Source organism: Flavihumibacter stibioxidans (genome assembly GCF_014332695.1).
Taxonomy (GTDB): Bacteria; Bacteroidota; Bacteroidia; order Chitinophagales; family Chitinophagaceae; genus Flavihumibacter; species Flavihumibacter stibioxidans.
Genome location: NZ_MBUA01000001.1, coordinates 944,600 through 966,712, shown reverse-complemented (window position 1 = coordinate 966,712; position 22,113 = coordinate 944,600). Strand labels below are relative to the sequence as shown.

14 protein-coding genes are annotated in these 22,113 nt (G+C 46.1%); 8 read left to right on the top strand and 6 right to left on the bottom strand.

The genetic code is table 11. The annotated features are described in order from the left end of the window. Positions 1–277 precede the first annotated feature (277 nt). The 4 genes from rpoC (at position 278) to BC349_RS04095 (ending at position 7,994) form a co-directional block, all read left to right on the top strand. On the top strand, positions 278–4,570 hold the full coding sequence (gene rpoC / locus BC349_RS04110; RefSeq protein WP_187255463.1) for a DNA-directed RNA polymerase subunit beta': 4,293 nt from the start codon (positions 278–280) through the stop codon (positions 4,568–4,570). Positions 4,571–4,723: 153 nt separating this feature from the next. Beyond that, on the top strand, positions 4,724–5,314 hold the full coding sequence (locus BC349_RS04105) for an OmpH/Skp family outer membrane protein (RefSeq protein WP_187255462.1): 591 nt from the start codon (positions 4,724–4,726) through the stop codon (positions 5,312–5,314). A 196-nt stretch (positions 5,315–5,510) separates the two neighbouring features. Further along, on the top strand, positions 5,511–6,977 hold the full coding sequence (locus BC349_RS04100; protein ID WP_187255461.1) for an APC family permease: 1,467 nt from the start codon (positions 5,511–5,513) through the stop codon (positions 6,975–6,977). 30 nt (positions 6,978–7,007) lie between these two features. Further along, positions 7,008–7,994: a bifunctional heptose 7-phosphate kinase/heptose 1-phosphate adenyltransferase gene (locus BC349_RS04095; RefSeq protein ID WP_187255460.1), complete on the top strand. Its 987-nt coding sequence runs from the start codon at positions 7,008–7,010 to the stop codon at positions 7,992–7,994. Positions 7,995–8,004: 10 nt separating this feature from the next. Here the strand turns inward: BC349_RS04095 and BC349_RS04090 are convergent, their stop codons facing one another. Continuing rightward, positions 8,005–8,637 (bottom strand): DUF4230 domain-containing protein, encoded by a 633-nt coding sequence (locus BC349_RS04090; RefSeq protein WP_187255459.1) that lies wholly within the window; start codon positions 8,635–8,637, stop codon positions 8,005–8,007. Next, positions 8,634–9,209, bottom strand: coding sequence for a DUF4230 domain-containing protein (locus BC349_RS04085; protein ID WP_187255458.1), 576 nt, complete (start codon positions 9,207–9,209; stop codon positions 8,634–8,636). Before BC349_RS04085 ends, BC349_RS04090 begins: the two co-directional genes overlap by 4 nt. A gap of 31 nt (positions 9,210–9,240) precedes the next feature. Here BC349_RS04085 and BC349_RS04080 point away from each other — a divergent pair, with 31 nt between their 5' ends. Both BC349_RS04080 and BC349_RS04075 read left to right on the top strand, forming a co-directional pair. After that, the gene (locus tag BC349_RS04080) at positions 9,241–9,921 is read left to right on the top strand and encodes a 2-C-methyl-D-erythritol 4-phosphate cytidylyltransferase (protein WP_187255457.1); all 681 of its coding nucleotides are present in this window, start codon (positions 9,241–9,243) and stop codon (positions 9,919–9,921) included. Continuing rightward, positions 9,918–10,706 (top strand): FkbM family methyltransferase, encoded by a 789-nt coding sequence (locus tag BC349_RS04075; RefSeq protein WP_187255456.1) that lies wholly within the window; start codon positions 9,918–9,920, stop codon positions 10,704–10,706. The genes BC349_RS04080 and BC349_RS04075 overlap by 4 nt, the downstream gene beginning before the upstream one ends. Here the strand turns inward: BC349_RS04075 and BC349_RS04070 are convergent. Genes BC349_RS04070 through BC349_RS04055 form a run of 4 tightly spaced genes read right to left on the bottom strand, consistent with a single transcriptional unit; the run spans position 10,681 to position 16,783 of the window. Then, positions 10,681–11,607: a GNAT family N-acetyltransferase gene (locus tag BC349_RS04070; RefSeq protein ID WP_187255455.1), complete on the bottom strand. Its 927-nt coding sequence runs from the start codon at positions 11,605–11,607 to the stop codon at positions 10,681–10,683. The genes BC349_RS04075 and BC349_RS04070 overlap by 26 nt on opposite strands. A gap of 2 nt (positions 11,608–11,609) precedes the next feature. Next, positions 11,610–14,378 (bottom strand): M1 family metallopeptidase, encoded by a 2,769-nt coding sequence (locus BC349_RS04065; protein WP_187255454.1) that lies wholly within the window; start codon positions 14,376–14,378, stop codon positions 11,610–11,612. 15 nt (positions 14,379–14,393) lie between these two features. Then, complete coding sequence (locus BC349_RS04060; RefSeq protein WP_187255453.1) at positions 14,394–15,803, bottom strand: sugar transferase; 1,410 nt, start codon at positions 15,801–15,803, stop codon at positions 14,394–14,396. Between the two features lie 5 nt (positions 15,804–15,808). Further along, a complete protein-coding gene (locus BC349_RS04055) occupies positions 15,809–16,783 on the bottom strand; it encodes a Gfo/Idh/MocA family protein (protein ID WP_187255452.1) in 975 nt (324 codons plus the stop codon). A 276-nt stretch (positions 16,784–17,059) separates the two neighbouring features. On the opposite strand from BC349_RS04055, the gene BC349_RS04050 reads away from it, so the two are divergent. Both BC349_RS04050 and BC349_RS04045 read left to right on the top strand, forming a co-directional pair. Then, the gene (locus BC349_RS04050) at positions 17,060–20,254 is read left to right on the top strand and encodes a SusC/RagA family TonB-linked outer membrane protein (RefSeq protein WP_187255451.1); all 3,195 of its coding nucleotides are present in this window, start codon (positions 17,060–17,062) and stop codon (positions 20,252–20,254) included. Between the two features lie 37 nt (positions 20,255–20,291). Further along, positions 20,292–22,034 carry a RagB/SusD family nutrient uptake outer membrane protein gene (locus BC349_RS04045; RefSeq protein WP_187255450.1) on the top strand — a complete coding sequence of 581 codons (1,743 nt, stop codon included), beginning with the start codon at positions 20,292–20,294 and terminating at the stop codon, positions 22,032–22,034. Positions 22,035–22,113: the final 79 nt, after the last annotated feature.

Genomic DNA, 22,113 nt, shown 5'->3' with positions numbered 1-22,113 from the left:
CCTTGGAGATTATTTTTTTGTATTCTTTTAACAATCAGAATCTGCAGTAGGGATGAAAATTGATGGTTTTCAACTCTTTCAATTTTTTACAATGCTTTCCTTTTATTACCTTTGCCCACTATTTAAGTTGGGAAAGATAGGTGTATTTCATATAAAGAATTGATTTTCAGCCTGTTTCGTTGGCACTCCAGAGGAGTGGTTAACGAACAGGAATTTGTATGTAAAACCTTCTGAACCAGCGGGGTAGGATCCATAAAACACAATCTGCAGTATATCTATGGCTATCAAAAAAGAAAATCGTCCCAAGTCCAGTTTTTCCAAAATCACGATTGGACTGGCTTCACCCGATTCCATTCTGGAAAAAAGTTACGGTGAAGTGTTGAAGCCTGAAACCATTAACTATCGTACCTACAAGCCGGAGCGCGACGGTCTTTTCTGTGAAAGGATCTTCGGACCAGTGAAGGATTACGAATGCGCCTGTGGCAAGTACAAGCGCATCCGTTACAAGGGTATCGTGTGTGACCGTTGTGGTGTTGAGGTTACCGAGAAGAAGGTTCGCCGTGAGCGCATGGGCCACATCAAGTTGGTGGTGCCTGTGGTGCACATCTGGTATTTCAAGAGCCTTCCCAACAAAATCGGTTACCTGCTGGGCATGAGCTCCAAGAAACTGGAGAGCATTGTTTATTACGAAAGATTTGTGGTAATCCAGCCTGGTATCCGTGCCGACAAGGGACAGAATGTGGGTGATCTCCTGACAGAAGAGGAATACCTCGATATGCTGGAAACCCTGCCAAAAGATAACCAGTACCTGCCTGATGAAGATCCCAACAAGTTCATCGCGAAGATGGGTGCTGAAGCGGTTCATGACCTCCTGGCGCGCATTGACCTTGACCAGTTGAGCTATGACCTGCGCAATGCTGCCGCGACTGAAACTTCACAGCAGCGTAAAGCCGATGCCCTGAAGCGTCTGAGTGTGGTGGAAGCTTTCCGCGATGCCAATAGTCGTATCACCAACCGTCCGGAATGGATGGTTATGCAATATATTCCCGTTATTCCGCCTGAACTGCGTCCGCTGGTTCCCCTGGATGGTGGCCGTTTCGCGTCTTCTGACCTGAACGACCTTTACCGCAGGGTGATAATCCGTAACAATCGTCTGAAGCGCCTGCTGGAGATCAAAGCTCCTGAGGTGATCCTGCGTAACGAAAAGCGGATGCTGCAGGAAGCGATCGATTCACTGTTCGACAACAGCCGTAAATCCAACGCGGTGAAAGCTGAAGGTGGCCGCGCGCTGAAATCACTTTCAGATGTGTTGAAAGGAAAGCAGGGACGTTTCCGTCAGAACCTCCTCGGTAAGCGGGTTGACTATTCTGGTCGTTCCGTAATCGTGGTAGGTCCCGAACTGAAAATGCACGAATGTGGTCTGCCGAAAGATATGGCGGCTGAATTGTTCAAGCCGTTTATTATCCGCAAGCTGATCGAAAGAGGTATTGTAAAAACTGTGAAGAGTGCCCGTAAACTGGTGGATAAAAAAGAACCCGTTATCTGGGATATTCTCGAAAATATTCTGAAAGGTCACCCGGTAATGCTGAACCGTGCCCCAACGCTGCACCGTTTGTCTATACAGGCCTTCCAGCCCAAACTGATCGAAGGAAAAGCGATTCAGTTACACCCACTGGTTACTACGGCCTTCAACGCCGACTTTGACGGTGACCAGATGGCGGTTCACGTACCCCTGAGCAATGCCGCGGTACTGGAAGCACAGTTATTAATGCTGTCTTCACACAACATCCTTAACCCGCAGAACGGTACGCCGATCACCCTGCCTTCACAGGACATGGTACTCGGTCTGTATTATATCACCAAGGGTAAGAAATCCACTGAAACAGAAAAAGTTCGTGGCGAGGGCATGTCCTTCTATTCTCCCGAGGAAGTGATCATTGCCTATAATGAAGACAGGATCGACCTGCATGCGCCCATCAAGGTGAAAACCAATGTGCGAAGCAAAGAAGGTGTACTGGAGAAAAAGCTGATCGAAACCACTGTAGGTCGCGTACTGTTTAACCAGCATGTACCTTATGAGGTTGGATTTGTGAATGCTCTCCTCACCAAGAAGAGCCTTCGTGATATCATTGGTGACATCATCAAGATCACGAACGTTCCGAAGACTGCTAAATTCCTCGACGATATCAAGACCCTCGGATTCCGTATGGCTTTCCGTGGCGGCTTGTCGTTCAACCCGCAGGATCTGATCATCCCGGAAGTTAAAGGGCAATTGCTTGATATGGCCAAGGGTGAAGTGGATGAAGTGTGGGATAACTACAACATGGGTCTGATCACCAATAACGAACGATACAACCAGATCGTTGACATCTGGTCAAGGGTGGATACACGTATCACGGAGACCCTTATCCGCGAAATGCAGAATGACAAGCAGGGCTTCAACTCTGTGTACATGATGCTGGATTCAGGTGCCCGTGGTTCCAAGCAGCAGGTTAAGCAGCTGGCCGGTATCAGGGGTCTGATGGCCAAGCCGCGAAAGAGTGGATCTACCGGTTCCGAGATCATCGAAAACCCGATCCTCTCCAACTTCAAAGGAGGATTGAACGTATTGGATTACTTCATCTCTACGCACGGTGCCCGTAAAGGTCTGGCCGATACCGCCCTTAAAACAGCGGATGCCGGTTACCTTACCCGTCGTCTGGTAGACGTGGCGCAGGATGTGGTGATCACAGAAGAAGATTGTGGTACCCTGCGTGGTATTGCAACAACGGCACTGAAAGATAATGAAGACATTATCGAGCCGCTGAAAGACCGCATTGAAGGAAGAAATTCCCTCCATAATATTTATGATCCGCTGAACGATGAACTGATTGTTACCGCAGGTGAAGAAATCACCTCAGACACAGCCCAGCGCATTGAAGAATCCGGAATTGAAACCGTTGAGATCCGTTCTGTACTCACCTGCGAAAGCAAGCGTGGTGTATGTGTGAAGTGTTATGGTAAAAACCTGGCAACAGGTTATACCGCACAGAAAGGCGATGCGGTGGGTATCATCGCTGCCCAGTCGATCGGTGAACCTGGTACACAGCTTACCCTGCGTACCTTCCACGTGGGTGGTGTGGCTGGTTCTGCTTCAGTAGAATCAAGCCTGCTGGCCAAGTTCGACGGAACCATGCAGTTCGATGGTCTGCGTACGGTTGGTATCGAAAACCAGGAAGGTGAAAAGGTTCAGGTGGTAATCGGTCGTACCGGTGAAATCAGGAACATGGATGTGGAGAACGACCGCCTCCTGAATGTGGTGAACATCCCTTACGGTGCTACCCTGGCGGTAAAAGACGGCCAGAAAGTGAAGAAGGGAGATGTGATCTGTACCTGGGACCCTTACAACAACGTTATCATCGCCGAAATTCCTGGTACCATCAAGTTTGAACACGTCCTGGAAGGCTTTACCTACAGGGAGGAAGCAGATGAGCAAACTGGTCACCGTGAGAAAGTGGTAATTGAATCCAAAGACAAGACCAAGCTTCCTGCGATCCTGGTAGAAGGAAAAGAAATCAAATCATATAACCTACCGGTAGGCTCACATATCATCATGGAAGAGGGTGATGTGGTGAAGGCCGGACAGGTGGTAGTGAAGATTCCGCGTGTACTTGGAAAGCTCCGGGATATCACCGGTGGTTTGCCTCGTGTAACGGAATTGTTCGAAGCTCGTAACCCGGGTAACCCTGCCATCGTTTCTGAAATTGACGGTGTGGTTGCATTCGGTGCCATCAAACGTGGTAACCGCGAAATGATTGTGGAAGCCCGCGATGGTGTTACCAAGAAATACCTGGTGCCGCTGACTCGCCAGATCCTGGCCCAGGATGGCGACTTTGTAAAAGCGGGTGTGGCATTGTCGGACGGACAGATCGCACCAAGTGATATCCTCTCCATTAAAGGACCGTTCGCTGTTCAGGAATATGTGGTGAATGAAATCCAGGAAGTGTATCGTTTGCAGGGTGTACGTATCAACGACAAACATATTGAAGTGATCGTTCGCCAGATGATGAAGAAGGTTTCCATCGTTGATCCGGGAGATACCAAGTTCCTGGAAGACGATACTGTAGATAAGTTTGATTTCATTGAAGAGAACGATTGGATCTTCGACAAGAAGGTGGTAACTGATCCGGGCGAAAGCTCCAGGATGCGTGCCGGGCAGATTGTGAACCTGCGTGAACTTCGTGAAGAGAACTCTATTCTGCGTCGTTCTGATAAAAAACTGGTAGAGTACCGTGATGCTGAGTCCGCGACTTCACATCCGCTGCTGCTGGGTATTACCAAGGCATCCCTGGGTGTACAGAGCTGGATTTCTGCTGCTTCCTTCCAGGAAACAACAAAGGTTCTGAGCACCGCTGCCATCAATGGTAAGACCGATGATATGATGGGCTTGAAAGAGAACGTCATCACAGGTCACCAGATCCCGGCTGGTACAGGTCTGCGCGATTTCGAGAACATGATCGTAGGTAGCAAGGAAGAATATGAATTGCTCCAGACTACCCGCGAAGCCATGAATTTCGACGAAGAAGAGTAATTTTTATAATGCGTCTGACGTACGTCAGACGCTTAATTAAGGTGTCTGACGTACGTCAGACACCTTTCTTTTAGTTAAATTTCCAAAGAATTTCACGGCGGTTTTCTGCATTCTGTGGAAACCCCTTAATTTGCCGGTAACAAACAATATTTCATGAAGCAACTTCCCCTGGTTTTGAGTTTGATAGCGACCCTGACAAGCGGTTTCCTGCTGTATAAGCAATTCTCAAACGGTAGCAAACAAACGAATTCTGTTCAGGCTGAAACTGGTAAAACCACTGAAGCTAATGAATTTACAATAGCTTATTTTGATATCGATTCACTGCAAAACAAATACGAGTTCTTCAAGGATGCATTGGCAGAATTGAAAGTGAAAGAAGAGTCGATGAATAAGGAACTCTCTTCACTGGAACGTTCTTACCAGAAAAAGATCAGTGAGTGGCAGCAAAAGGGAGCGTCCATGAGCCAGTCGGAAGCTGATGCGGTTCAACGTGAGTATGCGCAGATGCAGCAGAATTACCAGCAGCGTCGATTGACCCTGGAGCAGCAGCTGGAGAACCTGAAAATGGATTATAAGAAGAATATCAAGAATAAAATTGAAGGGTACCTGAAAGAGTTCAACAAGTCTAAAGGCTATTCCTATATTATGTCCTACGAGCCTGAACTGATGTTTTACAAGGATACCGTCTACAATATTACCGATCAGCTGATTGAAGGATTGAATGCGGAATATAAGAAGAAGTGAAAAGGTCAATAAGTGAATGAGTCAATATGTCAATGAGTGAAGAGGTGAGACAGGATTTTAAACGATTTTGAGAGAAAGCCATCCCAACCGGGTGGCTTTCTCTATACTGGTAACCCCATTGCCCCATTCACCTTTTCACTTTTTCACCTATTGCCCTATTCACTTTTTTTCTATCTTCCCTACCTAACAACTGCATATGAGTCAAACTGCTTCTGGATTTAAACCCACCCTTGGATTACTGGATGCCACGATGATTGTGGCCGGTTCGATGATTGGTTCCGGAATTTTCATTGTATCGGCGGATATCACCCGAAATGTTGGCAGCGCTGGCTGGCTGGTATTCGTCTGGTTGCTGACCGGCTTTATGACACTTACGGCTGCACTCAGCTATGGTGAATTAAGTGCTATGTACCCAAAAGCCGGAGGGCAGTATGTTTACCTGAAAGAAGCTTATAATCCCCTGGTTGGTTTCCTGTACGGCTGGAGCTTTTTTGCCGTTATTCAAACCGGAACCATCGCGGCTGTGGGAGTGGCTTTCTCAAAGTTTGCGGCCTATATTTTTCCGGCACTAAGTGAAACCAATATGCTGATCGACCTGGCTTATTTCCAGTTATCGGCAGCCCAGTTGGTGTCGATTCTGCTGGTGATCCTGCTGACATACGTGAATACCCGTGGTGTTAAGGAAGGAAAGATCATCCAGACAACCTTTACGATGGCCAAACTCCTGGCCTTATTCGGATTGATCATATTTGGATTTCTGATCGGAGCCAAAGCAGGGGTATGGGAGGCCAACTGGACCGATGCCTGGAACTTTGGTAAATTGTCGCGCACAGAGGGAGGGAACGATCTCGTATTTGTTGGCGAAGCAATAGCCAAAACTTCCTACCCATCCATGTTTGCCATCATCGGCGCTATCGCCGCTGCCATGGTCGGATCCATTTTCAGCAGTGATGCCTGGAACAATGTAACTTTTATCGCAGGAGAGATCAAGCGGCCTGAAAAGAATATTGGACTGAGCCTTTTCCTGGGAACACTGATTGTTACCATTATTTATGTTTCGGCCAACCTGATGTATACGGCTGTCCTTCCCATGAATGAAATGGCCTTTGCTGAGAATGACCGCGTTGCGGTAGCCGCCTCCCAGTATATTTTCGGCAATGCCGGAACCATCGTGATTGCCATTATGATCATGATCTCCACATTTGGTTGTAACAACGGACTGATCCTGGCAGGTGCCAGGGTGTATTATACAATGGCTAAGGATGGACTCTTCTTCAGGCAGGTTGGACAATTGAACCAGCAGGGCGTTCCTTCCAAAGGTCTATGGGTACAGTGCCTCTGGGCCTGTATACTTTGTTTAAGCGGAAAATACGGCGACCTGCTGGATTATGTGGTTTTTGTTGTGTTGATTTTTTATATCCTCACCATTGCCGGCATCTTCAGGCTGAGGGCAACCCGTCCCGACATGCCAAGACCATATAAGGCATTTGGTTATCCAATCCTTCCTGCATTGTATATCATACTGGCAACTGCCATGTGTATTGCATTGTTGTTATATAAACCGAAATTTGCATCATTCGGCCTGCTCATCGTGCTGATCGGAATTCCGATTTACTATATCGCAGTGGCGAGCAGGAAGGGAAGGAATGAAGGGGAGCGTTAAGAACAACACAACACAAACAACAAAAGTGTAATGGACTTCGATAAATTATTTGATTCTTTTTCCAGTATCAAAGTAGGCGTTGTGGGCGATGTAATGCTCGATACCTACTGGTGGGGGCATGTGGACCGCATTTCACCGGAGGCGCCGGTGCCGGTTGTCGCACTGGATAAACGAGAATTAAGAATTGGCGGTGCAGGTAATGTTGCCCTTAACCTGGTGGCATTGGGTGCCAGGGTGAATATTTTTTCGGTCATGGGAGAAGATGAGGAAGGCAGGGCGCTGGATCAGTTACTTACCGACAGTGGGGTCGATACTTCCTATATCATTTTCAGCCATGAACGCAAAACAACCAATAAGGTCAGGGTCATCAGCAGAAACCAGCAAATGATGCGGCTCGACAGTGAAACAACTGCTGACCTGGGGGAGATTGAAGAAGCTGCATTGATTGATCGCATAAGAGATTATATCCTTGCTGAAAAGCCCGCTGTTCTGGTCTTTGAAGACTACAATAAGGGGGTCCTGACGCAGGGCCTTATCAATAAAGTCATCGCGTTGTGCAAAGAGCATGGGGTTATAACCACGGTGGATCCTAAAAAGAAAAACTTTTTCAGTTATAGAGGCGTGGATATTTTTAAACCCAACCTGAAAGAGGTAAAAGAAGGATTGAACATTTCACTCGATGGGGTTTCCCTCGACAAATTGAAAAATGTACACCGGCTCCTGAAAGAAGAACTTGGTCACCGCGTTTCATTTATTACACTATCAGAAAAGGGGGTTTTCTACCAGGATGATGAACGTGCAGAAATCATACCATCACACATAAGAAACATCGCAGATGTTTCCGGTGCCGGGGATACTGTAATTGCTGTGGCATCTTTGGTATTCGCAGCAACAGGAGATACCGCCTTGTTTTCACGTATGGCGAATATTGCAGGGGGATTGGTTTGCGAAGAAGTTGGAACTGCAGCCATCAATAAGGAAAGGCTTTTGACGGAGTGTAAACAACTTTTGTCCTGATGATTTCAGGTCATGGGGCCGTAACCACCCTGATTTTTTTGTAACCCAGCATCCGCAGGAAATTACTGATTACCAGTAGGGACTGTTCGTCCGCTTTCTTTAGCAATCCTTTTTCAATCGCGCGTGCGCGCAGTTTTTCCCTTGCATTCATCTTCAGTTCATTCACCTCGGCAGGGCTCCAGTCTCCTTTTTCAATAAAGGTTTCCGTGTCGGATGGATTTACAATGATGTCCAGGATACGTGCAGGTGGAATCTGCATGGATACTGAATCACCCTGGATATAGACCTGCCGGTTACTGAGTTGCGCGAGATCGGTTCCCACCATTATTTTCCCTTTGATCACCAGAACCAGTCTGTCGAGGGAATACAATGGAGCCGGACTCACCAGTTCAATCAACTGGCGGGCCGATCCTGCGGGAGCTGGCTTGTGGGAACTGACTACCACTTCATCAAAGGAGGTGATGGATACCATTTCACTGATTTGCCTCACTTCTTTGATCAGAATGGGTGTATCATCGATGATGACCGGTGCAGCACTGAAAATTTTACTGAAGGATGGCAGCAGGTTGAATGATACAGCCAGGAAATACCCGCCCGCAAGTATGACCAGACCAACAAGTAACTGACGGATGTTTTTTATCATCGGAGATTTTGTTTGGCTGGTGAATCCTTATCAAAACTGATGCTGATCTGTTCAAATCCTGACTGCTGAAGGAACCGGGTCAGAAACTGCCTGGTATTATTTTCCGTAGTCCTCAAAATACCGATTTCATTGATACTGTTCCTGATCTGTTGTTCTGCCTGTGCCAGCAAAGCATCCCTTTCCGCGTTGTCGAAACCAGTACGGAAAATCCCGATTTCTTCGAATTCAACCTTGATTTTTTCGGGGGGAATATTAATTGAAATGAGTTTTGGCGGGGGGAGCCGAAGACTGATATTTTTCCCGTCAATTTTTATGTCTTCTTTTTTCACGCTGGTAAGGTCAATCCCTGATTTCAGCACCGCTTCAACAGATATAAGAATTTTACGGTCACCCGGTTTGTACCAGGTTTTATTGTCGTTGGCTTTTACAATTTTGGTAACGGTATATTCAGTGGTGGCCAGGTCTCCCATTTCCCTGATGTACAGTACCCTGTCGGCAGGTTCTTCCCTGCCAGCACAGGAAATCAGCAATACCAGGAGAACCGAATAAGCATAGTGCCTAATTTTGCCCATATTTGCAAATTACGCATTTCGAAAATTGAGTATGGAAAAATATGCTGTTGTAGTGGCGGGTGGATCTGGTCTGAGAATGGGTACAACCATTCCCAAACAATTCCTTTTATTAAGGGATAAACCGGTATTGTGGTACAGCCTTACAGCCTTCCTGGATTCCTTTGAGGATATGCAGGTCATCCTGGTATTGCCTGAGCAGCATCTGGAAACCGGTAAAGCCATTTTACGATCCACCTATGATCCCGACCGGATTTGGATGACTGTTGGCGGTGAAACAAGGTTTCATTCCGTAAGGAACGGACTCAGGCACATACAGAGGCATTCAATTGTATTTGTGCACGATGGGGTACGTTGCCTGCTTACACCCGGGCTCATACGAAGGTGTTTTAACGCTGCCGTTGATAAAGGGAATGCCATCCCGGCTACCAGGGCAGTCGATTCAGTCAGAATAGAAACCCTGGATGGAAACCAGCAGGTGGACCGGAATAAAATCCATCTTATCCAGACACCGCAGACCTTTTATTCAGACATCATTAAAACGGCATTTGAACAGGATTATCATGAATCCTTTACAGATGAAGCAAGTGTGGTTGAGAAACTGGGCGTTAAGATCCACCTGGTGGAAGGGGAAAGCAGTAATATAAAAATTACCCGGCCGCTGGACCTGCTGATAGCTGAAAAATTGCTGGAAGAACGGGAAATGGGCCTATGAAACTACCTGATCTTTTAGACAAGCTTTTTTTCTGTGCAAAAATATCTGCCGGCATCCCTTCGTTTTTTTCCCTCCTGTACAGGACAAAAATGTATTCGCATAACCGGAACAGTGATACTGTCGATAAATCCCTATCAGCAACCTACCTCCTGAATCTCCCTGCAGGGCCTGCAGATATTGTTTTGAGGAACTACTCCGGTGATATTGATATGTTTTATGAGGTGTTCTGGCGTCGCAACTATGCATTACCGGTAGATATAGGAAAAGTTGTCAACATCGTTGATCTTGGATCAAATATCGGGATGACAATCCAGTGGTGGGCCGGGTTGTTTCCTGCAGCTGCAATTCTGGGAGTTGAACCGGATCCCGCTAATTTTGAACTACTGCAACAAAATACCCATAACCTGCCCGGCTGCACACCGGTTTGGGCTGCAATCGGCAACAGTGACGGAAATGCCTCCATTCGCAGGTCAAGGTATGCCTACAACTCAGTGGTGGATGATCGCGGCGAAATAAAAGTGAACCAGATTTCCATGCCGACATTAATGGCGCAATATCGACTCAGTTCCATAGACCTGCTTAAAATTGATATTGAGGGCAGCGAAAAATTTCTGCTGGACTCAGACACCAGCTGGCTGTTCGAGGTGAAATACATTGTGGCAGAGATTCATGAAGGCTGTGAGCATGTCATTGATATCATCCGGGCTCATGGATTTCAGTTTATCCGGAGAACAGGATTTGATTCCGGGCTGTATTTTTTCAGTCGTGTGCCGGTTGGGCTTTAAAGTATTTTACCGGCCAGGGCAGACTGTTCCATAAAATAAAATAGTAAGGATGGTTCTCAGCCCCGAAGTTTTTATAGAAATGGGCAATACCCGGTTGGTCGGAACCTTCAAAATCAAGCACCAGTTTGGTTTCACTGAATTCCTTAACCAGTGAGTCTATAAGGAAATGGTTGGCCGACAATTTCCTTCCTCTCTCATTTGTGGCTGAAACCAGTAAATACAATCGCCTGGCATCTTTCAGGCAGACAGCCCCGCTGATCATTTCCTGTTCATGGAATACCCCGCGAATGACCACCCGGCCCTGTGTTTCCAGGAACCGGATCAATATTTCCATGTGCTCATAATCGGATTCTTTAAAACCCATGATGCTTTGGTACAGGTTTTTATACAGGCTGAGTATGTCAGAATGATTTACATTTTCAGTAAACAGTAACCTGTTTTTATTTGCTTCTTTCAAATTCTTCTTCAGGTCATTGTGGTAACTGGAGGATATTATGGAATATGGCTGGTCCAGTGCCAGGATATAGTTATTCCTGTTTTTGCTGCTGAATGTTACAGGGGCAACATTCAGGTTAAGTTCTCCGAAGGAAAAGTATTTCCTGGCATTATGCAGGAAAGCATCAACCAGGTCAGGAGATAGCTGGTTGATGCTGAAGATTCCGGTTTGCTGGATAAATGCAGGCTGGTAGATGTACCTGAACCCCCATTTTTTTCGCCAGGGTAGGGGCATCAGGGCTTCGTAATCGTTCAACACCAGTGCATCCCAATGAGAACACATCGCATCCAGGTAATGATGGCAGCCATAGACCAGCCCATTCTGACACTGCTCCAGGCAGGCCGCCCATTTTTTCTCATCTATCTGTTCGCGGGAGAGATATTTTATTTCATTTGGGGTATTCATTTTTACAGTCCGGCTTTTGACAGCAGTTTACCTGCACTGATCTGCTGGATATCGATACTGAAAGATATTGTTTTCCAGAATTTTTTTCCCCCCAGTGTTGATCGGTTGTAGTCCCTGAATATGCTGCTGTTTATTACGGGGATATAGATGTTCACCAGATTTTTGAAAAGGGGCAGTTGAAGCCCTGCACTGAACAGTATTATTGATGACTCATTTTCTTCCTCCCAGGCTTCGGCAAAAGTGCCAAGGTCCGCAAATACCTTCAGTGGAATCTTAATGGGAAGTTTGTTCAATGGATTGATGGAAGAAGGAATATCTGCGGAAAGGTTGATCGCTGCAAGCCAGTTACCGGTTTTGCCAACCTTTTCACTGGAAAGATCGGTTCGTACCTTGAACCCGCCATCCCTTATCATGATCTGCTGGCTTTTCCAGCCGGTAAATTCATTTCTCCCCGCAAAATAATTGCTGTAGGTATAGTCCTCGTAACCGTTTGCTCCGGTAAGGTTCAGGTAAAACCTGTCATTTTTAAATTGTTTCTGAATACTGTTGTTGCCATGTGTGAAAAACTTACCTGCGAATAACCTGATTTTCAGGCCGCCTTCACGGTTTGGGTAGTTTGCAAAATACTGCCCGGTTAGTGCCAGCCTGGTGAAGTCAGTGCTGCTTTCCAGCTTAGCTTCCAATTCATAGGGATAGAGTATGCGATGGTCTGCAAATACAAATTTTATTTGTTGCAATGATCTTGAAACGGATTTTATACCATCCACAAGTATGGTGTCGCCGCCATTTATCTCCAACCTCGAATCGAGCCATTCTTCACGGAATAGAATGGACTTGTACTGAAAATATCGTTCCCTTTTTGACAGTTGATTTTTATTAGCCAGGTCAATTCTAAGGTATGGTGCGACTTTGTTAAACTGAAAGTTAAGGCTGGTTGGTGCCAGTTTAAATTCATTGTGCGTAAATCTTGCCACGTCAAGCCCCAGTGTAATTTGCCTGAATATCCGGGTATGTCCGCTGCCACTGTCTGAGGGATACCAGTTCCAGGATAAGTTAGCCAGTCCGTTCAGGTTTTTACTTTTGGTACCATAAAGTGGGGCAGCAAAAAAGCGGAACCTTGTCAATGGCAATTGGTAGTTGTGTATGAAGCCGCCGACCATCAGCCCGTCATAATGGTTATAGCCGGGTAATGGTCCGATTGAAACATATCGGGTATCCTGCCAGTTTTGGTTGCCAAAAAGGAAAGCCGGCTTAATTTTCCTGTTCTTTAACAGGGTTCCTGTAACAGGTTCGTTGAATCCTTTCAGGACAGGAAGTGGTTTCCCTGAAATCTTCTTAAAGCTGTTAAAAAGGTCTTCAGGCGCAGTATGCCGGTAACTGTATTGCCGGTAATATTCCTGAACTGAACTGTCGAACATTTGGGCACCCAACTCTTTTTCCAGTTTCTCAAGAACCCAGGCGGTTTTATGCTGCGTCAGTAAAATGAAATTTCCCTGCTTCAACGAATCTGATGGTGATTGGATGGATTGGCTCCGGTGAATGCTTTCGAGCCCTGCCAGTATCGGGATCGCTTTGCCGGCAGGGAATTGCTTCGCCATAAACCCCTGGTCCTGTAATTTGTTGCCATACTTCTGCTTTTCATAACGGTGATCATAAAACGAAACCAGGCCTTCATTCAACCATACATTTTTTCGTTCCTCAGTTGCAACCACGTTTTTGAACCACATTTGTCCGGCAGCATGACTGATGGCCAGGTCAAGGTCTGGTTCATTAAATACCTGGTTTATTACGGCAATACCCGGATATTCCATGGTCTTAATGCCTTGTCCCTGTATACCGTCTACAACTATGAACCTGGAATAGGGGAAATCTCCATGCCATTTGCTTCTGAGCCTGAGGGCATCCTTTATATATGCCATGCTTTTTTCCCAGGTCTTTGCTGACGAGGGCATGAAAAAACTGTGAAGCTGCACCAGTTTGCCGGAAGGGAGCAGGAGGGAGTCTGAGATTTTTATCAGGTCAGGGGAGGTGAACCAGGCAAAGTCAGAAACCTGGTTTTCTTTGTAGCGATAGGTGTTTTGATGATCACCCTCATTTCCTGAGTTTGTATTGGAAATAAGGGCCCCGGTTGCGGCAAGTTGATACCCGGCCGGAATGGTGATACTCACCTCATAGTCGCCGAATTCATAATAAGCGCCACCCTGGTCAGTATACGGCATGGTGTGCCAGCCATTCCTGTCATACACGGCAGGCTTCGGGTACCATTGGGTTATGACGAAAAAATTCTTCCGGTAACCGCTTCTTGAAAACAGGGCAGGAAGTTTAACCTGGAATGGGGTGGTGATGCGGAGGGATCCTCCAGGAGGTAAAGGTTCGGGAAGCAGGAGCCTGGCAATATCCTGGTGAACCGTATGATCTTCCAGTTCAGCTCTTTCTCCGTTTACCCTGAAATCCAGCCGGTTGATATAGCCCCTCTGTGCTTCATGGCTGAAATAAAAGTCCGTCCGGTTATTGGTTAATAATTGTTCGCTGAAAGCGGTTTTATCATTCCTGTACGCGTTCGGCCATAGGTGAAAATAAATAAAACGAAGGGTGTCGGGACTGTGATTCGTATAAACAATTTCCTGAAAGGCTTCCAGTTTTTTTTCAGTGGTGTTAAGCGTTACAGAAATGGTGTGATCCACTTTCTGCTGCCAGTACTCAGATTGTGAAAACGATTCAATGCCATGCAGCAGCAATAGTCCGGCGATGATATGTTTGATGAATTTCATGGGTTGCAAATCTGTTCATTTGCCCTTGCCGGACAGAATGATTCTGATGGTGTGGAACATGATTTTGAAGTCGAGTGCCAGTGAAATGTTTTCAATGTACAAAAGATCATACTTCATTCTCTGTAACATCTCCTCAATGTTCTCCGCATAACCAAATTGTACCATACCCCATGAGGTAAGCCCGGGTTTAACTTTCTGCAGGTATCTGAAATAGGGTTCCTGTTTAATAAGCTGGTCAATATAAAATTTCCTTTCCGCCCTTGGTCCCACCAGGCTCATGTCGCCCAGCAGGATATTCCATAACTGGGGTAGTTCATCCAGCCTCCATTTACGCATTATTTTTCCCCAGGGGGTAATACGGGGATCCGTATCCGAAGACAGTGCCGGCCCGTTTTTTTCAGCATCTGATACCATTGACCTGAATTTAAGCATGGTGAATGGTTTCCCTTTATAGCCTATTCGTTCCTGCCGGTAGATAATATTACCCGGGGAAGAAAGCCGGACCCTGATGGCAACATAGGCCAGCAGTGGGAATAGTACAAGAAGGCCGGTTATGGCAAACAATATATCGATCAGTCGTTTTATATTTTGCTGCCAGAGCGGCATCAGGCCGGTATGAATATCGGTCAGTATCGGACTGAATACATCATCTGTCCTGATGGCCCCTGAAAGGATCGTAATGGCGGTGGGCACCAGTTTGATTTCGACATCCTTCTCACTGAGTCGCCTGATATAGGTTTCAGCTTCTGCCTGCCTGTTATTGTCCAGCGCCAATACCACCAGGTTGACATGATGATGGTCAATGATTTTTTCAAGATCCTCCGGTGTGCCGAAATATTCCAGTTTTTTACTCAGGCCATTCGGTTGTGCGGCCACATATCCGCTGTAATTATAACCAGCCTTGCGCAACTGGTCGCCGGTAGCCTGGTAGATATTCTTCGCTACACCTGAATCGCCTACCAATATTGTATTGAACCGGATGGATCCCTCCAGTAATTGCTTTTTTGCACGGGTTAATAAAAACCATCTGCCCAGGAAGGTGATGCTCGTTTGCAGGGTAACAAAAGTGAGGAAGGAGGTGTAATAGTAGTAAAGGGTCTTCTGCTCATCATTCAACAGAATGAGGAAGAAGATTGCGGTACACCCGATCAGGCTGGCAACAATGGTAGAGGTGAATTCAGTCAGCCTCGATTTTTTATAAAGTGAATTGTAGCTGCCGATCAGGAAATAAAAAATAACCCAGCAAACCGGCAGCAGGATCCAGCCAAGAATAAATCCGTCATTCAGGACGATCCTTCCTTCCTGTACCAGTGGGAAACCGAGCAATTTATTTCGGATCAGAAAAAAAACGAACCAGACCAATGCGGCAGCCAGGTAATCGCTCAATGCGTACCAGCCGGGGGCAATGGGTTTGGTTGTCGGCATCTTTCTCAGGAGTTGATCGAATTGTAACGGATCTTTTGAAGTATCTGGTGTGCTACATCCATAGCCCTCAAACCGTCAACTTCAGATACCAGTGTTGGCGTATTATTCAGGATGGCATCCCTGAATACTTCGAGTTCCATTTTTATCGCGTTTACCTCCGGAACAACCGGGTTGGCAACCGCAATGGTTTTTTTCCCTTTGGGTGTGTCAATATCAAATTCAAAGACATTTTCATCGGCCTCGCCTTTCAGCCTGATAACCTCTGTTTTTTTGTTCAGGAAATCTATACCGACATAGGCGTCTTTCTGGAAGATCCTCATTTTGCGCATTTTCTTCATGGAGATCCTGCTGCTGGTGAGGTTGGCCACGCAGCCATTATTGAATTCGATTCGAACGTTGGCGATGTCCGGCGTATCGGTCATTACGGAAACCCCACTGGAGGAAATATTCTTCACCTCACTTTTTACCATACTCAGAATAATGTCGATATCGTGGATCATTAGGTCCAGGATCACGCTTACCTCCGTACCCCTGGGATTGAATTGCGCCAGTCGATGCACTTCAATGAACATTGGGTCCAGTTTCAGCGATTTGGTAGCCAGGTAAGCCGGGTTGAACCTTTCTACGTGCCCCACCTGCATTTTAATATTGGATTCCTTAACCAGCTTCACCAATTCCCTCGCTTCTTCCATGGTATTGGCCAGTGGTTTCTCCACAAAAACATGTTTGCCATTCCGGATGGCGAGCTGGCAAAGTTCAAAGTGAAAATTGGTTGGGGCTACAATATCGGCCGCGTCAATTAATTTGATAAGCTCATTGGGGTTTTCAAACCTTTTTATCTGGTATTTTTCGCTGACTTCGGCTGCAATGGAGTCATTCGGGTCATAAAAGCCTATGATTTCCACCTCTTTTATTTCTTTCCAGTTATTTAAGTGGAATTTCCCCAGGTGGCCGACACCAAAAACACCGATTTTCAGCATATTAATTGATTATTTATCAAAGATAATCAAGCGATGCCAAGGTATAGTGCTGATATTGGGCGGGAATGACAATGATTATGTATTAAAAGTGCTGAAAAACTGAATTATATATAAAATATTTTTAAGTCTTCCGTGATTATCTCCAAAATCAGTATATATTTTTTAACATTTACCAATATTAAATTGTCATGAATTTAAATTTGGTTAAAATTTTTGTTAAATTGCCCTTGCTGCTTTCAAAGCAACTTAATAACCAAACTAAACAAAAGATTGCCAATGCCAAAGAAAATTGCTGTGCCCAAGATGGGCAGACTGCTTGCATTTCTATTAGCTTTGCTTGCCTTCGAAGCTAGTGCTCAAAAAACAATTACGGGAAAACTGATCAACAAAGCCGGTCAACCCATTCAGGGGGCAACCGTGCTGGTGAAAGGCACAACCATCGCCACTGCCTCTACGGATCAGGGGACTTTCTCCATCAATCTGCCCCAGGGAAGAAATACCCTGGTAATCAGTACGATCGGGTTCCTTTCAAAAGAAGTAGAAGTTGGAAATCAAACCTCCCTGGGTATTACCCTGGAAGAGGATATTTCCGGTTTAAGTGAAGTCGTAGTAACCGGTTACTCTTCACAGCAAAGAAAAAACATCGTAGGGGCTGTGTCCACTGTAAAAGGTGAACAACTGGCCGCGGTACAGACCGGTAACGTAGAACAACAATTCCAGGGAAGGGTGCCGGGTATGACCGTAATCACCTCAGGCCAGCCAGGAACTGTAAGCCAGGTGAGGATCCGTGGTTTTGGTTCTTTCTCCGGAAACGACCCGCTGTTTGTGGTAGACGGAGTTCCGACAACCAACATTGATTTCCTGAACGGTAATGATATTGAGTCAACTACTGTGCTCAAAGATGCTGCCTCTGCATCCATCTATGGTGCTCGTGCCTCTGCAGGGGTAGTTCTGATCACCACCAAAAAAGGAAAAACTGCCAGGGGACTGAAGGTTACCTATGACATGAGTTATGGATTTACCATGCCTGGAAAAGGAATCGACCTGCTCAATCCGCAGCAACAGGCTGACCTGACCTGGACTGCCCTAAAGAATGCTGGCCAGGCTACTACACATCCCCAGTACGGTTCAGGTGCTACACCGGTAATTCCGGATTACCTGAAAGTGGGTGATGAGTCCGGCCTTTCCGGTCTTTCTGCCAATGACCCTCGTCTGGATCCGGCAAAATTCAACGTGAATTTTGATAAAGGAGCCATATACCAGGTGATCAAGGCCAATAAGGCCGGAACCGACTGGTATGACGCCCTTACCGAAACGAATCCTTTACAGAACCATACCCTTGGTTTCAGTGGCGGAAATGAAAACGCCAAATATTATGCAGGTATCAGTTACTATGATGAAAAGGGTACTGTTATCAACACTTATGTTAAAAGGTATTCCCTTCGCCTGAACACTGAGTTTAAGGTAAAAGAAGGTATTCGCTTTGGTGAAAACTTCCAGTTTACCCATAGAGAAAACCCCAATATCGGTGGTCCTGCAGGTGAAAATGACATCATGTTCGCCCTGACCATCAACCCATTACTACCCGTTTATGACGAGGGTGGTGGTTTTGCCGGTACTACGGCCAAAGGCTTCAACAACTCAACCAATCCCATCGCCAGGCGTATCCGGTCAAAAGACAACAAAGGATTTAGCTCCGGAATTTTCGGTAACCTGTATGGTGAGGTTGACTTCCTTAACCATTTCACCTTCAGGTCAAGTTTTGGCGGTGCATTCTATTTCTTCCAGAACCGTTTCCTGAATTACAGGACATATGAGAATTCTGAAAACGTAGGTAACTATACTTTCGGTGAAGGTGCCGGAAGCGGTGGTGGCTGGACCTGGACGAATACCGTTCGTTATTCCCAGGAGTTTGGAGACCATAATGTGAACTTTATTGGTGGTATCGAAGCTATTGCTGACGGTTATTCAAGGAACCTGAGTGGTAGTGGTTTGAATCCTTTCACCATTAATCCTAACTATGTAACCATTACCAATACAGACGCCAGTGGTCGCGTTGTTAACAGTGGTGGTTCTCCGCTTACCAAGTTGTTCTCACAGTTTGGTAAAGTTGATTATGGTTATGATGACAGGTATTTGTTAAGTGCCACTTTAAGGCGTGATGGTGCTTCCGTATTCAGTCAGGACAACCGTTATGGTGTATTCCCCGCGGTATCTGCAGGCTGGCGCATTACAGAAGAAGCGTTCATGAAAAATATCACCTGGCTGAATGAACTGAAGATCAGGGGTGGCTGGGGTAAAATGGGTAACTCCCGTATCAGCCCTAACAACCTGACCAACTCAGCAGGATCAGGTGCACAATTCGGTTATGATATCACAGGAGCCAACACCAGCACATTCTCAGGCCTTGCTCTCACCGGTATCGGTAACCCGAAAGCAAAATGGGAGGAGAACACCACCATTAACATCGGTTTTGACGGAACACTGATCAAGAACAAACTCGATATCATTTTTGACTGGTATACCCGTAAAACAACCGACCTGTTGTTCCGTGATAACCTGGCTGCTACTGTCGGACAGGCAACCCGTCCATTCGTGAACATCGGTTCCATGAAAAACAGTGGTATAGACCTGATGATTACCTACAAGGGTAAAGCTGGAAAATTCCGTTATGAAATGGATGGAATTTTCACCAAGTACAAGAATGAAATCACTAAAGTCTCTGATGGTACAGATTTCTTTGACGTAACCTTTACTAACAGGATCGGTGGTGGCGTTGTACGCAATGCCAAAGGTCATTCTGTGTCTTCATTCTATGGCTACCAGGTAATTGGGCTGTTCGCTGATGATGCAGATGTATCCAAATCACCTACGCAGAGCGGTGCTGGTCCGGGCCGTTTCAAATATGCTGATATTAATAAGGATGGTGCCATTAATGACCAGGACAGGGCTTATATCGGGAACCCCAACCCTGATTTCACCTACGGATTCAATGCCCGCCTGATGTTTGGAAATTTTGACCTGGAAGCATTGTTCTATGGTGTTGCTGGTGGTGAAGTGTTAAACTTCACCCGCTGGTTCACTGACTTCTATCCTTCTTTTGCCGGTATCGGTAAATCAACCAGAACACTGGGTGCCTGGACTCCAGATAATACGGGTGCGTCTCTGCCCCGGATTGAGAATATTTCTAACTTCAGCACCAATGGTGTGTTAAACTCCTATTATGTTGAAGACGGAAGCTATTTCAGGATGAGAAGTTTGAAGATCGGTTATACCGTACCTGCTGCATTACTGAAAAAAGCAAGGCTGGACAGATTGCGTTTCTTCCTTCAGGGTACTAACCTGTTTACCATTTCCAATTATACCGGAACAGATCCTGCGGTTAGCGGTGTAGATACCAACTTCGGTGTTGATATCGGCAACTACCCGGTTAACAAGCAGATTGTATTTGGACTGAGTGTTGGATTATAATTCAGGCAAAGGGTTAACACTATAAAATATTATTACAATGATTAATAAGAAACTAATATTTATTTCACTGTTCTCGCTGTCATCCATTTCCCTGATGGTGGCTTGTAACAAAGACTTCCTTGACCAGAGCACAACCGGATTGTTAACCGAAGAGCAGGCACAAAGTAAAAAAGGTGCCCAGCAATTCCTGATTGGTTCCTATGCCGCGCTGAAAGGCAGCGGCTGGGAGGGCGGTGGCTCCAACTGGGTTTACGGAAGCATTGTTGGCGGTGAAGCCAACAAGGGTTCTGATGCCGGTGACCAGGCCAATATCGTGCCTATCCAGCAATACGTTCCATTGCCTACCAATAACTACTTTAATATTAAGTGGCAGGCTTTATATGAAGGTATTGCCCGCACCAATAGTACCATCAGGATTCTGAATAACCTGACTACCAATGACATTACAGATGCGGATAAAACCCAGATGATCGCTGAAGCAAGGTTCCTTCGTGGGTACTACCATTTTGAGGCTAAAAAAATGTGGAATAAGATTCCTTATGTGGACGAGACCATCAATATCAGCAACCTGAAAGTTCCCAATACTACTGATGCATGGCCGCTAATTATGGAAGACCTGGATTTCGCCAGGAAAAACCTGCTGGTAGATCCGGGTGCAGTTGGTCGTATCAACAAATGGGGTGCTGATGCCATGTATGCAAAAGCCTTGTTATTCCAGGGAAAATATACAGAAGCCAGACCCATCTTTACTGATATCATTCAAAACGGACGGACTTCAGGAAATCTGAAGTATGCCCTTGCGCCTGCTTTTCATGACCTGTTCAACGCAGACCGCGAAACCGACCCGGCTGTCCGCGCAGAAACAGTGTTCGCTTTTGAGGCTTCCATCAACGATGGTTCCGGTGGAGCAAATGCCAACTATGACCATATCCTGAACTTCCCTTACAATGGTGGTCCTGGTGGTTGTTGCGGATTTTTCCAGCCATCTTTTGAATTTGTAAACTCTTTCAGGACTAATGCCCTCGGTTTGCCTTTACTGGATGGATCCTACAATGTAGGCACCAATCAGGTTAAGAATGACATGGGCCTTGAAGCGACTGATCCGTTTACAACTGATCAGGGTAACCTGGATCCGCGTCTCGACTGGACTGTTGGAAGAAGGGGTATCCCTTACCTGGACTGGGGTCCCCATCCTGGTAAGTCATGGATCCGTGACCAGGGTAACGGTGGTCCTTACGCACCCAAGAAAATGGCCTATTACAAAGCCCAGGAACGTAAACAAACAGATGTTACCAACTGGACCAGCGGCCTGACTTCAACCAACTACAAAATTCTGCGTTTTGCAGACGTATTGTTAATGGCTGCTGAAGCAGAAATCGATGGTGGCGGTTCCCTTGAAAAAGCTCGCGAATATGTGAACCTGGTTCGTGCAAGAGCTGCCAAGCCTGGAACTGAAGTGCCGGATGCTGACGCCAACTATGTGATTGGCCTTTACAACACCCCATGGGTTGATGCGGCTACAGCAAAAGCAGCAGTACGATTTGAGCGCAAGCTTGAACTGGGTATGGAAGGACATCGCTTTTTCGACCTCGTACGCTGGGGTATTGCTGATGTAGCACTGAATGCCTTCCTGAATTATGAGAAGCCTAAGTTGAGCGCCGGTTATGGTAGCGCAACTTTTGTAAAGGGTAAAAATGAATATTTCCCCATTCCTCAAACCCAGATTGACCTGCATTCAAGTGGCGGAGCTTCCACACTTGAACAGAACCCCGGTTATTAATTCATGATTAACTGATGTAGATCATAGATATTTCAAAAGAAAAGGGTAGATATTATCTACCCTTTTCTTTTATACAATA